This is a genomic window from Jiella flava, from assembly GCF_017349315.1.
GTDB lineage: Bacteria > Pseudomonadota > Alphaproteobacteria > Rhizobiales > Rhizobiaceae > Jiella > Jiella flava.
Window position 1 is genome coordinate 596,198 of record NZ_JAFMPP010000001.1, and the last position, 12,952, is coordinate 609,149.

At 64.2% G+C, this 12,952-nt stretch carries 12 protein-coding genes and 1 tRNA gene; 7 read left to right on the top strand and 6 right to left on the bottom strand.

All coding sequences use genetic code 11. The features are described from left to right. Positions 1-288: 288 nt before the first annotated feature. Positions 289-2,823, bottom strand: coding sequence for a heavy metal translocating P-type ATPase (locus tag J1C48_RS02625; RefSeq protein ID WP_207256081.1), 2,535 nt, complete (start codon positions 2,821-2,823; stop codon positions 289-291). 347 nt (positions 2,824-3,170) lie between these two features. Here J1C48_RS02625 and J1C48_RS02630 point away from each other — a divergent pair, with 347 nt between their 5' ends. Beyond that, entirely contained in the window at positions 3,171-3,434 is a 264-nt protein-coding gene (locus J1C48_RS02630) for a heavy-metal-associated domain-containing protein (RefSeq protein ID WP_207256082.1), read from the top strand. 72 nt (positions 3,435-3,506) lie between these two features. Here the strand turns inward: J1C48_RS02630 and J1C48_RS02635 are convergent, their stop codons facing one another. The 3 genes from J1C48_RS02635 to J1C48_RS02645 form a co-directional block, all read right to left on the bottom strand. Then, on the bottom strand, positions 3,507-4,553 hold the full coding sequence (locus J1C48_RS02635) for a cation diffusion facilitator family transporter (RefSeq protein ID WP_207256083.1): 1,047 nt from the start codon (positions 4,551-4,553) through the stop codon (positions 3,507-3,509). Between the two features lie 577 nt (positions 4,554-5,130). Then, positions 5,131-5,640, bottom strand: coding sequence for a transcriptional regulator LdtR (gene ldtR, locus J1C48_RS02640; protein WP_207256084.1), 510 nt, complete (start codon positions 5,638-5,640; stop codon positions 5,131-5,133). Between the two features lie 169 nt (positions 5,641-5,809). Beyond that, on the bottom strand, positions 5,810-6,232 hold the full coding sequence (locus J1C48_RS02645) for a DUF6163 family protein (RefSeq protein ID WP_207256085.1): 423 nt from the start codon (positions 6,230-6,232) through the stop codon (positions 5,810-5,812). Between the two features lie 246 nt (positions 6,233-6,478). On the opposite strand from J1C48_RS02645, the gene hemB reads away from it, so the two are divergent. The 5 genes from hemB (at position 6,479) to J1C48_RS02670 (ending at position 10,952) form a co-directional block, all read left to right on the top strand. After that, positions 6,479-7,501, top strand: coding sequence for a porphobilinogen synthase (gene hemB / locus J1C48_RS02650; RefSeq protein WP_207256086.1), 1,023 nt, complete (start codon positions 6,479-6,481; stop codon positions 7,499-7,501). Positions 7,502-7,719: 218 nt separating this feature from the next. Beyond that, complete coding sequence (locus tag J1C48_RS02655) at positions 7,720-8,625, top strand: ABC transporter permease (protein WP_425523475.1); 906 nt, start codon at positions 7,720-7,722, stop codon at positions 8,623-8,625. A gap of 182 nt (positions 8,626-8,807) precedes the next feature. Then, positions 8,808-9,608, top strand: a complete 801-nt coding sequence (locus J1C48_RS02660; RefSeq protein ID WP_231081541.1) for an ABC transporter permease — start codon at positions 8,808-8,810, stop codon at positions 9,606-9,608. 51 nt (positions 9,609-9,659) lie between these two features. Then, positions 9,660-10,658 carry an ABC transporter substrate-binding protein gene (locus J1C48_RS02665; RefSeq protein ID WP_207256088.1) on the top strand — a complete coding sequence of 333 codons (999 nt, stop codon included), beginning with the start codon at positions 9,660-9,662 and terminating at the stop codon, positions 10,656-10,658. A gap of 218 nt (positions 10,659-10,876) precedes the next feature. Then, a tRNA-Lys gene (locus J1C48_RS02670) sits at positions 10,877-10,952 on the top strand. A 135-nt stretch (positions 10,953-11,087) separates the two neighbouring features. Here the strand turns inward: J1C48_RS02670 and J1C48_RS02675 are convergent. After that, entirely contained in the window at positions 11,088-11,282 is a 195-nt protein-coding gene (locus J1C48_RS02675) for a hypothetical protein (protein ID WP_207256089.1), read from the bottom strand. Between the two features lie 155 nt (positions 11,283-11,437). Here J1C48_RS02675 and J1C48_RS02680 point away from each other — a divergent pair, with 155 nt between their 5' ends. Then, positions 11,438-11,941, top strand: a complete 504-nt coding sequence (locus J1C48_RS02680; RefSeq protein WP_207256090.1) for a hypothetical protein — start codon at positions 11,438-11,440, stop codon at positions 11,939-11,941. Positions 11,942-12,365: 424 nt separating this feature from the next. Here the strand turns inward: J1C48_RS02680 and J1C48_RS02685 are convergent. Then, positions 12,366-12,952, bottom strand: a 587-nt coding sequence (locus J1C48_RS02685) for an IS3 family transposase (protein WP_207256091.1), incomplete at its 5' end; no start/stop codon positions are given.

Consider the following 12,952-nt stretch of genomic DNA (forward strand, 5'->3'; position numbering starts at 1 on the left):
GATCCCGTTTCAATTTGGACGACTGGAAGGGAACCCGACATATCCGCCCGGTCCGCACAAGAACGGGGGCGTGGCGGGAACAGTCTGCGCCCGCTGACGATCGATATGGGTCAGATGCGGTCGCGCCGCGATACGGGAGAAGGACCTTTGACGGCGCCGCTACAGCGGACTGCGATGAAACGGAACCGCCCTTGCGCTCAAAGTCGTTGTTTTACCGCATGATGTGAGCCGAAACGTCAAGCAACGTTTCGGCATCATGCTCTATACATGGCAAGACATGGCCCCGCCTCAAACCTCGATCCATCGGCCGGACCGACGCGGATCCTGCTGCTGGCGGCTCGTCGTGCCGATACCGCCTTGTCCGGCGGCGCGCACAAAGCGCAGCCGCAGGGCGTTGGCGACGACGAAGACGCTCGACACCGCCATCGCCCCCGCCGCCAGCATCGGCGACAGCAGCGGCCCTCCGAAGAGGTGAAGACCGCCGGCCGCGACCGGAATCAGCAAGACATTGTAGCCGAAGGCCCAAAACAGGTTCTCACGGATATTCGCCATCGTCGCGCGACTGATGGCCAAGGCCTTCAACACACCCGACAGATCGCCGGACATCAGCACCACATCGGCGCTTTCGATCGCGACGTCAGTGCCGCTGCCGACGGCGATGCCGACGTCGGCAGCCGCCAGCGCCGGCGCATCGTTGATGCCGTCGCCAACAAAGGCGATGCGCGACGTCTTCGCCCTCAACGCCTCAACAGCCGCGACCTTGCCGTCCGGGCGCACGTCGGCGACGACATGATCGATGCCGAGCCGCCGCGCCACCACCTCGGCGCTGGCGCGGGCGTCACCGGTGATCATCGCGACCTTCAGGCCCCTTTTCTGCAACGCCTCGACGATGGCGCGACTGCCAGCCTTGATCGGATCGGCGACCGCGATCAGGGCGGCGGCGACACCGTCGATCGCGACGAAGACCGACGAGTTGCCGGCCTCTGCCAACTGGGCGGGGTTGGCATCGGCGGTCAGCGCGTCGAGAGCAATGCCCGCCTGCGTCAGCAGACGTTCGGAGCCGACCAGCACCGCCACGCCGTCAACCTCAGCCCTGACGCCGAGACCGGCGAGGGCTTCAAAGCCGCGCGGCTTCGGCAGGTCGATGCCGTCGCTTGCCGCGGCCTCGACGATGGCGCTGGCGATCGGATGTTCGGAGGTCGATTCCGCCGCCGCCACAAGACGCAGGACGTCAGAGCGGAAAAAACCCGCCGCCAGAAAAAAGTCGCTGATCCTCGGTTTGCCCTCGGTCAGCGTGCCGGTCTTGTCGAAAGCGACGATGTCAACGTCGTGCAGGGCCTGCAGCGCATCACCCTTGCGAAACAACACGCCGAGTTCGGCCGCGCGGCCGGTGCCGACCATGATCGAGGTCGGCGTCGCCAACCCCATCGCGCAGGGACAGGCGATGATCAGCACCGCGACGGCGGCGACCAGGGCATGGGCAAGCGCGGGCGTCGGCCCGAAGGCCAGCCAGACGACGAAGGTCAGAGCGGCAGCGACCATCACGGCCGGCACGAAGACCATCGTCACCCGATCAACCAAGGCTTGGATCGGCAGCTTTGCCCCTTGGGCCTCCTCGACCATTCGGATGATCTGCGACAGAACCGTATTGGCGCCGACCTTTTCGGCCTGCACAACCAGCGCGCCATTGCCATTGACGGTTCCGCCGACCACCGCGTCGCCGGCCCGCTTTTCCACCGGCAACGGCTCGCCGGTCAGCATCGACTCGTCGACGAAACTCACGCCCTCATCGACCACGCCGTCGACCGCGATCCGCTCGCCGGGGCGGACTTGAACCTGGTCGCCGACAACGATCGCCTCGATCGCCACCGTCACCGGTTCACCGTCGCGCAGCACCCTGGCGGTCGTCGCCCGCAATCCGGCGAGCTTGCGAATGGCCGCACCGGTGCGCCCGCGCGCCCGCGCTTCCATCAGCCGTCCGGCCAGAATGAGCACCACGATCACGGCAGCGGCTTCGTAATAAACGCCGCGTGCGCCCTCCGGCAGGAGCCCCGGAAGAAAGGTCGCGACAATGGAATAGAGAAAGGCCGCCGAGGTGCCGAGGGCGACGAGCGAGTTCATGTCGGGCGCGCCGCGAAACAGCGCCGGATAACCTTTGGCATAGAACCGCCGACCCGGCCCGGCGAGAACCAAGGCGGTCAGCACGAACTGCGCCATCAACAGCGTCTGACTGCCGAGCATATCGGCCAGCCGCGCCTCGCCGGCGGGCCACAAATGCCCGCCCATGGCGATCAAAAACACCGGCGCCGCCAAGATCGCGGCAACGACGACGTCACGCTTCAAGCGGGCGGTTTCATCGGCCCGGCGCGCCTCGGCGCTGGCGTCTGACCGCTCGGCGGTCCGCGGCGTTGCCGAATAGCCGGCCGCGGTGGCCGCCGCGGCAATCGCCGCCGGCTGCACCGCGCCGCTCAGATAGCGCACGCTGGCCCGCTCGGCGGGCAGATTGACCGAGGCCGCGACGACGCCCGGCATCGCCTTCAGCGCCTTTTCCACCCGCCCGACGCAGGAAGCGCAGCTCATGCCCGCAATGTCGAGTTCGAGATCGGCAAGGTCGGCCGGATAGCCGGCCTGATCGAGTTTGGCCGTCACCGCGCCAAGATCGAGATCGCCGTCGTAACGGATGGTCGCCATGCCCGACGCGAGATTGACAGTGGCCGCGCCGACCCCCGCAACTGACGTCAAGGTCTTTTCCACGCGTCCGACGCAGGAGGCACAACTCATGCCTTCGACCGCGATATTCAAGGACTTTGCCGGGCTGGTCATGATCTTCTCCTCGGCCTGAATCGACGGCGCGAAAGTCCGTTCGCGAATAAATGTCGGGCTTCCACTTGCAGGAAGGTCAAGGCTTGGATGCGACAAATTGTTTCGCCGATTGAGGCGAAGCGACGCCGCGCCGTTGCGTAACGAAAGGGCCGACGCCATTCGGCTCGAAACCGATTGCCTGTGCCGAGAACCCACGTCGCTGCCATGATTTTCGGTCCTGGGGGACGAAAATGCCCGCCGCCTCTTGACCTTCCAGCGACAGGAATCGTCACGTTCTGACCGGCGCGGGGAACCGTCGATGGCGATGGTTATCGCCGCGCCGCACGCCAATGATCAGGAGAGACGAGATGCGTTTCTTTCAATCCGCCACCAAAGCTCCATCAACGGATGAGGTCACGGTCGCCTTTCGGGTCGAGGACATGACCTGCGGCCACTGCGAGGCAACGATCCGCAAAGCGCTGGGTGAGGCCCTTCCCGACCGGCCGGTGACGGTCGATCGCAGCGCCAAGACCGTGACCATCCAGGCCGAAGAGACCGCCGCAAAGCCGGCCGAGACGGCGATTCGCGAGGCGGGCTACACGCCCGAGCGCCTCGGCGTCCACCCCGCCTGATCGCCGGGTTTTTCGGCTGCGGCAAGGTCGACCGGGCGAATGCCGAGCCGGCCCGCCTGCGCACCCACGGCCTCAGGCGGCCTGTGCGGTCTTGACGCTTCGCCCCGCCGCCTCGCTCAGCGGACAGACCGTCGGCTGGCCGCCCCCGTCGATCTCGATGGTCGAATGGGTGATGCCGAAGCGGTGGTCGAGCACGTGCTTCACCTTGGCCACCACCGCGCGCGGATCGGCACCCGCGTCGAGACAAATCTCCATCGTCGCCAGCGGCTGGCCCGAGGTGATCGACCAGACATGAACATGGCTGACGGCTGCCAGCCCCTCAACCTCGGCCAACAGCGCCGCGCGCATCTCGTCGAGAACGATGTCGCCGGGCGTGCCTTCCATCAGGATATTCAATGAGCTCTTGAGCAATGCCCAGGCGCTGCGCAGGATGATGACCGACAACAGCACCGACAGGATCGGATCGATCGGCGTCCAGCCGGTCAGCCAGATTGCCACCGCCGCGACGATCGCCGCCACCGAGCCGAGCAGATCGCCGAGGACGTGCAGCATCGCGCCCTTGATATTGACGTGCTCGGCATCGCCCTGGCGCAGCATGAAGAAGACGCCGACATTGACAAAAAAGCCGAGGACCGCGATCGCAAACATCGGGCCGGCCAGCACGTCGTCCGGCGTGATTATCCGCATCACGGCCTCATAGGCAATCCAGACGATCAACGCGATCAAGGCGATCGCATTGACGAAGCCGGCGAGGATTTCGAAGCGCATGTAGCCGAAGGTGCGCCGGTCGTCGGACTGGCGGCGGCCGAAATAAAAGCCGGCCCAGGCGAGCGCCAGCGCCGCCGAATCGGTCAGCATGTGGCCGGCATCGGCAATCAGCGCCAGTGAACCGGAAACCAGACCGCCGATCGCTTCGGCGATCATGAAGGTGAAGGTCAGCGCGAAGCCGAACAACACCGCCTTTTCGTTGCCGCGGGAGACGGTCAGACCGTGATGGTGGTGGCCATGGCCATGATCATGGGTATGCCCATGATCATGATGATGCCCCTCGTGGTGCCCCGAGCCGTCGCCGTGGTGATGATCGTCCCTGTCGATGTGAGGCGTTCGCGCCGACACCATGATGAGATTCCTCGTCGCCCGGCAAAATGGCGTTCGCCAGGCCGCATAGAGTTGCAGGGCAGCGTTGCCCCCGCCGATCGTCGCCACCCGCGGCTCCGGCCTCGTCGCGAAGTCTCCCGCATCGGCAAACCGCGCCGCCGCTCACGGATGGCCATTTGCATCACACCCAGGCATTTCGTCTGTGAGCCGATCACAGCAGAGAGCGCATCATGACGACTCGCCCAATTTATCAGGTCGACGCCGTCACCGACAGGCTGTTTGCGGGAAATCCAGCCGCCGTCGCTCCACTGGAGAGCGAGACAGTCGAGATATTCGGCACGCGGTGCTGTCTCTGACGGGCGAGATCGTGCCGCCCGGCCCGCGGCGCCGTGCGTCCAGGAGGACGCACACAGGACGCGCCCTCCGATCGAGGCGACGCATCGGGCCTGCTGACAATCGTCTCCGATTTTCGAGCCGATGCTGGAACCCGGCAGAGAGCGCGGCCCCCGCAAACACCGGCGGCCCGCCCGCACGGCGACCCCGAAGGATCGCCTGGCGGGGCGGGCCGATCACGGCGTAAAGCCGATCGTGCGATCGCTCAGAGACGATAGAGGATCTGGTCGTTCCAGAACCGGTCGAGACGCTGCAGGGCCTTGTTCATCTTGGTGAATTCCTGCTCGTCGAGACCGCCGACCTTATCGATCGAGCCGATGTGCCGGTCATAGAGATCGGCGACGACCTGCGCCACCTCCATGCCCGTCTCGGTCAGCGACACCCGCACCGCGCGGCGGTCGAGCCGCGACTTTTGGTGATCGATGAAGCCGAGATCGACCAGTTTCTTGAGATTGTAGGAAACGTTCGAGCCGAGATAGAAGCCGCGGCTGCGCAGTTCGCCGGCGGTCAGCACCGAATCGCCGATATTGAACAGGAGGAGAGCCTGAACGGCGTTGATGTCGGTGCGACCGGCCCGGTCGAACTCGTCCTTGATCACGTCCAGCAAGCGACGGTGCAGCCGTTCGACGAGCTGTAGTGTTTCCAGGTAAAGCGACTTCAGCTCCACCTTCTCGTCTTGAGCTGGGGCCGCCTGCGCTGTGTGGTTCGTGTTCATGATCTTGCTCCGCTGTCGATGTGATGGATTTTTGTTTTCGTGTCCATCTTGAGGATCAATCTACGCGGTGCATCTAAAATTCGACTTAAACCTCAGACTTAACACCATCTTACAGCAATCGAACGAATTTCTTGCTTAATGAATTTCTGAACGACGGCGAGGCCTTGCTTCAGTGCCGCCGTGGCAGGCCATGCTCGCGCCAGTCGATCACCCGTAGCGCGGCCAGCAAAGCAAGGCCCAAGCCGTGAGCGGCCAAGCCGAGGAGATTGGTGCCGAACAATGCCGGGAAGCCGAGATGCATCACCATCTCGATGATCACGATCAGCACCCAGATCACCGCGCCCCAGCCAGCGGTCATCCAGAGGCCGATCCCGGCCACCGGATAGAGCACGGCCAGCGTCGGCGCCGCCATCCGCCACCAGATCGGCATCAGGTCGAAGCGCCCCAGCCGCTCCGGCGCGACGCCGATCAGGCGAATCCAATAGAAAACGCCGACACAGAAGATCATGAAGCCGGCGACCCGGTAAAGCCAAACCGTCAGCCGGCGACTGAGATCATTGCCGCTGGTCTCGCTCGACAGCTCGATGGTCATAGGGATGTCGTCGCCGTTGCGTAGCGCCGTTCGGAAAAGGCGGCGGGAATGAATCTGGGGCGCGCGGCGCCTGACAGCCAAACCCTAGTGCGTCAGCAACCCTTGGGTCAATCTTGCAGCCATCGCCGCGAAGGCATAGGCAGACACAAACGGGCATTGCAACCGGCGGGCCGGAGCACGCGACCGCGGCTTCCGGCGGGCGATATCGGCTGCGCCATCACCTCGCAAGAACGGACACAGACTGCCATGGACAAGCCCACTCCCTCGGTTACCGAGCGCATCGACACCGCAACCGGCGGCCTGCGCATGCGCCGTCTGCGCCAGGCGGATTGGAGCCGGCGGCTGGTGCGCGAGACAAAGCTCTCGACCGCCGATCTGATCTGGCCGATCTTCGTGCGCGAGGGCCGCGGCGCGCCGCAAGCGGTGGCCTCGATGCCGGGGGTCTTTCGGCTGTCGATCGAGGACTGCGTCGCGGCGGCCAAACGCGCCCGCGACCTCCAGATCCCCGTGATCGCGCTGTTTCCCTATACCGATCCCTCGTTGCGCGATGCCAATGGCAGCGAAGCGCTCAATCCCGACAATCTCGTCTGCCGGGCGACCCGAGCGATCAAGGCGGCCGTGCCCGAGGTCGGCATCATGTGCGACGTCGCGCTCGATCCTTATACCAGCCACGGCCACGACGGGGTGATGGCCGGCGACACCATCCTCAACGACGCATCGGTAGAAATTCTTTGCCGGCAGGCGCTGGTCCAGGCCGAGGCGGGCTGCGACGTCATCGGACCGTCGGACATGATGGACGGGCGCGTCGCCTGCATCCGCCAGGCCCTCGACGCGGCCGGTCACCGCAACACGCTGATCATGGCCTATAGCGCCAAATATGCCTCGGCCTTTTACGGGCCGTTCCGCGACGCGGTCGGCTCCGGCGGCATGCTGAAGGGCGACAAGCGCACTTATCAGATGGACTATGGCAACACCGACGAGGCGCTGCGCGAGGCCGCGCAGGATCTCGCCGAAGGCGCCGACATGATCATGGTCAAGCCGGGCCTGCCCTATCTCGACATCCTGAGCCGGCTGGCGGCGGAGTTCGGCGTTCCGACCTTCGCCTATCAGACGTCCGGCGAATATTCGATGATCATGGCGGCGGTTCAGAACGGCTGGCTCGACGGCGACAAGGCGATCGTCGAAACGCTCTCGGCCTACAAGCGGGCAGGCGCCGACGGCATTTTGAGCTATTTCGCGCCGACGGTCGCCGCGATGCTGCGCGGGTGAGACCGCCGGGCCTTCCGGCGCCGCGCTGCCCAAACTTTCGCCACGACCGCAAATTGAGGTGAAAAACGCCAGGTGGCACAAGGGCGGCAGGGGCGCAACCCTTGACCTTTTCCAATCACCCGGCGACGGTAGGCTGATCCTGGGCGTCGATTGCGACGCCGTGGCCAAGCCGGAAAGGACCCGCCATCATCGCCACGCCGTCCATCGCCGAACCCTGCATCGGCGTCTCCGGCGCCGTCAGCCGCTTTTTCCAACGACGGCTGGAGGGGCGCACCCTTCCCGTGCTGACGGTTTGCGCGGTTATTCTCGTAGTCTGGTATGGTGCGGCGATCGGGCTCAATTGGGCGACGGAGAGCGACAAGCTGGCGCGGGCCGGCGACCCTTCCGTTCAAGACATCATCGCCGCCACCTGGTCGTCCAAGCGCCCGCTGTTGCCGGCGCCCCATCAGATCGTCGCGGAAATGTGGAAGACGACGGTCGATGTGCGACCGACCTCGCCGCGCTCGTTGCTCTATCACGCCTCGGTGACGCTGATGCCGACGCTGTTCGGCTTCGCCATCGGCTCGGCGCTCGGCATTCTGCTTGCGGTCGGCATCCTGTTCTCGGTGACCCTCGACAAGACGATGATGCCCTGGATCATCATCTCCCAGACCATCCCGATCCTCGCCATCGCGCCGATGATCATCGTGGTGCTCAACACGATCGGCGTTCAGGGCATCCTGCCGAAAGCCTTCATCTCGACCTATCTGTCCTTCTTCCCGGTCACCGTCGGCATGGTGAAGGGGCTGCGCTCGCCGGACCGGATGCTGACCGATCTGATGCACACCTATTCGGCCTCGCCGCCGCAGACCCTGATCAAGCTGCGGCTGCCGGCCTCGCTGCCGTTTCTCTTCACCTCGATGAAGGTGGCGGTCGCCGCCGCGCTTGTCGGCACCATCGTCGGCGAATTGCCGACCGGCGCCGTCGCCGGTCTCGGCGCCCGGTTGCTCGCCGGCTCCTATTACGGCCAGACGATCCAGATCTGGTCGGCGCTGGTGATGGCCTCGCTGATGGCCGCCGTGCTGGTCTGGCTGATCGGGATTGCCGAGCGCATCGCCCTTGCCCGCCAGGGAGCCCGGCCATGAGCGCGGGATCGGCGACGCCGCCCGCCCGGACCGGCATGGCCGCGCCCAGCGCCCGGGTCACGATCGCCGCCGCCGCGACCCTCATTCTGGCGATCGTCGCCTTTGCCGCTCTGTCCTTCGGCGGTTGGCCGCTGCTCGTTGCCACGCTTCTGTTCTGGGCCGCCGCCTGGTGGCTGACGGAGATGTTGGCCAAGCTGCGGCCAGCCTCCCCCGCGACCAGACGGGGCCTTTCGGTCGTCATTCCGCTGATCTTCGGGCTGACCATCCTCGTCCTGTGGGAACTCGTCGTGCGCGGCCTGAACATCCAACCCGTGCTGTTGCCGCCGCCTTCGGCCATCGGCGCGGCGATCGCCTCGTCGACGCCGCTGCTCTGGGCCGACTTCGTGCAGACGTTCTTGAAAGGGGTGCTCTCGGGCTATGCGCTTGGCTGCGGCGCCGGCTTCTTGACCGCGCTGGCGATCGACCGCTCCTCGTTTCTCAAGCGCGGCCTCCTCCCCCTCGGCAACCTCGTCTCGGCCCTGCCGATCGTCGGCGTCGCGCCGATCATGGTGATGTGGTTCGGCTTCGACTGGCCATCCAAGGCGGCGGTGGTGACGATCCTCACCTTCTTCCCGATGCTGGTGAACACCGTCGCCGGGCTCGGCACCGCCGGCGCCATGGAGCGCGACCTGATGCGCACCTATGCCGCCAGCCCGGCTCAGAGCCTTCTCAAACTGCGCCTGCCGGCGGCCCTGCCCTTCATCTTCAACGCCTTGAAGATCAATGCGACCCTGGCGCTGATCGGCGCCATCGTCGCGGAATTCTTCGGCACGCCGATCGTCGGCATGGGCTTTCGCATCTCGGCCGAGATCGGCCGGATGAACACGCCGATGGTCTGGGCCGAGATCGCCGTCGCGGCGCTCGCCGGCTCGCTCTCCTACGGCCTGATCGCGCTGTTGGAGCGCCGGGCCACCTTCTGGCATCCCTCGATCCGACGGGGCTAGGCCGACCGAAACACCCTCCACCAACCAGCACGACGACAGGGGAACTCAATCATGAAAGCATCTTTGATCGGCGCGGCGATCCTCTTGGCCGCCGCCAGCTTCGCCGGCTCCGCCAGCGCCGCGGACAAGCTGACCCTGCAGCTGAAATGGGTGACCCAGGGCCAGTTCGCCGGCTATTACGTCGCCAAGGAAAAGGGCTATTACAAGGACGCCGATCTCGACGTCACGATCAAGCCCGGCGGACCGGACATCGCGCCCGAGCAGGTGATCGCCGGCGGCGGGGCCGACGTCATCGTCGACTGGATGCCGGCCGCACTCGCCGCCCGCGAAAAGGGCCTGCCGCTGGTCAATATCGCCCAGCCGTTCAAGAAATCCGGCATGGAGCTGACCTGCCGCAAGGACACCGGCATCCAATCGCCGGCCGACTTCAAGGGCAAGACCCTCGGCGTCTGGTTTTCCGGCAACGAATATCCCTTCCTCGCCTGGATGTCGAAGCTCGGCCTGTCGACCGAGGGCGGCCCGGATGGCGTCACCGTGATCAAGCAGGGCTTCAACGTCGACCCGCTGATCCAGAAGCAGGCCGACTGCATCTCGACCATGACCTATAACGAATATTGGCAGGTCATCGATGCCGGCATCCCGGCCAAGGATCTCGTCGTCTTCAAATATCAGGACGAAGGCGTCGCCACCTTGGAAGATGGGCTGTATGTCCTGCAAAAGAGCCTCGACGATCCGAAAATGGTCGACGCGCTCGCCCGCTTCGTCAAAGCCTCGATGAAGGGCTGGGCCTATACCGCCGAACATCCGGACGAAGCGGCCGAGATCGTGCTCGACAACGACATGACCGGCGCCCAGACCGAAGAGCACCAGAAGCGCATGGTGGGCGAGATCATCAAGCTGATCGACGGCTCCGACGGCACGCTGGACGTTTCGGCGGCCGAAAACACGGTGAAGGTGTTGATGTCGGGCGGCTCCGACCCGGTCATCACCAAGACCCCGGAGGGCGCCTGGACGAGCACGGTCACCGACAAGATGAAGACGCTGAAATAAGCCATCCCGCACCGGCTCGAGGATCGAGACCGAAATTCGGGCCGCGTGACGCGGATGGTTGTGGAGCGCGCCGAGGCGTCCAGAGAGCCGGTCGATGGCGCTTGATTGGCCGGCACCGCTCTGCCGCGACCGCGAACCGCAGCGTTTCTTCACACCCCCGGTTGATTGTTCCGCGCCAATTCCGTAGTAGGCCCTGTCGCGAGCGCAATGCGCCGGGCGGGCGCGTAGCTCAGTTGGTAGAGCAACGGACTTTTAATCTGTAGGTCTTGGGTTCGAGTCCCAACGCGCCCACCAAAAACGCCAACAATTACAGCATCTTGAGGCGCTCATGCATCTGACTTGCGCCCCGATTTTGCTCTAGGGTTCCGACAGGGTTCCAAAACGGAGGAAATGGAAGGGCGTCCCTTCACGCGCCCTGGCGCTGCTTCCTCATCGGCACCCATGATCGGCATGCAGCGAATCAGGCTGCCGCGGCTCCACCTCCCACCACGTCTCGACAACGACGTTCCAGACGCCATCGGGACCGCGCTTGCAGCGGTCATACTGGACAGCCCTGAAGCCCTCCGGGACGTTCTTCGGCTCCATCTCGAAGCGGCCGGGAATGATGTTCTGCGGCATTTCCATCGCTCAATCCTCTCGTTGCTGGCGATGGGTCAAGGCTGCCGGAGCGCGTGTCGCTTTACAACGCACATCAACCATGGATTTTATAGCCACTTGATGTCGCTTTTAAGCGTCAAGCAAGCCTGCTGCCTATCCCGCACTACAGTCGAGGGAGTGAAATGCACTTATTCGAGACACCCACAATTGCAGAATTGCGCGGAGACAATGTCGCTCCCGGCACGTTCGGCCGCTTCAATTTTCAAGGCCACGACTACTGGGGTATCGTAGCGGAGTACAACGCGCGGCAATTTCCGGTCGGGTTGTGGGGTGGCCCAGGTCCAGCGCCAATTTTTTCGATTCTTGGGCCAGGGGTGAAATTTTTAAGCTTTGGGCAAAATGTCTGCGTTGAACCAATTCTTGGCCCAGAGAGTAATATACGGAACCGAAATTTAATCGGCACACCTGGTTCATTACATGTATCGGCAGATAAAGCCTGGTTTGCTTTCGAAGAGCGAGGTGGTCTGCGTGATACGGTCTACATTTCGTCGTCAGGAGAGATTGAAGACACAATTGCTCAAGATGCATTTCCTGTCGCCCGCTATCGGATCTGGGGTTCACCGGCTCATGCAGAGCGGGTCAATGCAGTCCCCTTGTTCGAGTATCCCGCTCTTGGCCCGGAATAGCTTACGGCACAGAAGCCGGGTGTTCGCACGCATAGCCATCCCCTCACATCGAACAGATACGGCACCACCCAAGACAGCCGATAGCGCCCGCCGACATCATTGCTGTCGTCGCTCACGGGTGACGTCGTCGCGAACGTGCGGACGCCGTCGATGCGCTTGCCCTGGAACAGGATGGCGATGTTCTCGGCTCATTGCCGCCCACGGCGATCGCGGCTCGGCTGCCGGGCTAAGCTTGGTCGGCTTCTCCGGCCTCAGCCTTTCAAGCCGGCCACATCACCACGGCCGTTGAGCACGACATCGACCTACCCAGGATCATGGACCCGTCGCAGCATGCCGACGTCAGAACCGTCCGCAGCTATGTCCGACGCACGAACCTAGTCATGAACCACCGCGGTGGCCTGCTGCCGGTTTTTCGGACACGCAGTTAAGCTAACATAGCTTTCTCCTCGAACTCGACGGGGCTCATATAGCCCAATGTCGAGTGCCGTCGCTGGGGATTGTAGAAGCGCTCGATGTAATCGAACACATCGGCCCTGGCGTCATCCCTCGTCCTATAGACCTTGCGGGCTGTCCGCTCGGTTTTCAGCGACGAGAAGAAGCTCTCCATCGCAGCATTGTCCCAGACGTTTCCCGACCGGCTCATCGAGCAGGTGATGCCGTGATCGGCCATCAGGCGCTGGAACTGTTCGCTCGTATATTGGCTGCCCTGATCGCTGTGGTGCAGCAAGCTATCCGGCCTGCCTCTCCTCCAGATCGCCATGATGAGAGCGTCGGTGACGAGTTGAGCTGTCATCTCGGCCTTCATCGCCCAGCCGACGACACGTCGGGAGAACAGGTCGACGACGGCGGCAACGTAAAGCCAACCTTCGGCGGTCCAGATATAGGTGAAGTCGGCGATCCACTTCTGGTTCGGTGCCGATGCCTCGAAGGCGCGATCGAGGAGGTTGTCCGACACGGCGGCTCGCTCCCCGGCATCCTTCGGCAGACCACGACGCCGCGGCCGGGCACGCA

Bases quoted from the DNA above. Each gene is read 5' to 3' on its own strand.
- J1C48_RS02635 (WP_207256083.1), bottom strand. From the start codon at position 4,553: ATGGTGTCGGCGCGAACGCCTCACATCGACAGGGACGATCATCACCAC.
- J1C48_RS02675 (WP_207256089.1), bottom strand. From the start codon at position 11,282: ATGGAAATGCCGCAGAACATCATTCCCGGCCGCTTCGAGATGGAGCCG.
- J1C48_RS02630 (WP_207256082.1), top strand. From the start codon at position 3,171: ATGCGTTTCTTTCAATCCGCCACCAAAGCTCCATCAACGGATGAGGTC.
- ldtR (WP_207256084.1), bottom strand. From the start codon at position 5,640: ATGAACACGAACCACACAGCGCAGGCGGCCCCAGCTCAAGACGAGAAG.
- J1C48_RS02660 (WP_231081541.1), top strand. From the start codon at position 8,808: ATGTTGGCCAAGCTGCGGCCAGCCTCCCCCGCGACCAGACGGGGCCTT.
- J1C48_RS02680 (WP_207256090.1), top strand. From the start codon at position 11,438: ATGCACTTATTCGAGACACCCACAATTGCAGAATTGCGCGGAGACAAT.
- hemB (WP_207256086.1), top strand. From the start codon at position 6,479: ATGGACAAGCCCACTCCCTCGGTTACCGAGCGCATCGACACCGCAACC.
- J1C48_RS02625 (WP_207256081.1), bottom strand. From the start codon at position 2,823: ATGACCAGCCCGGCAAAGTCCTTGAATATCGCGGTCGAAGGCATGAGT.
- J1C48_RS02665 (WP_207256088.1), top strand. From the start codon at position 9,660: ATGAAAGCATCTTTGATCGGCGCGGCGATCCTCTTGGCCGCCGCCAGC.
- J1C48_RS02645 (WP_207256085.1), bottom strand. From the start codon at position 6,232: ATGACCATCGAGCTGTCGAGCGAGACCAGCGGCAATGATCTCAGTCGC.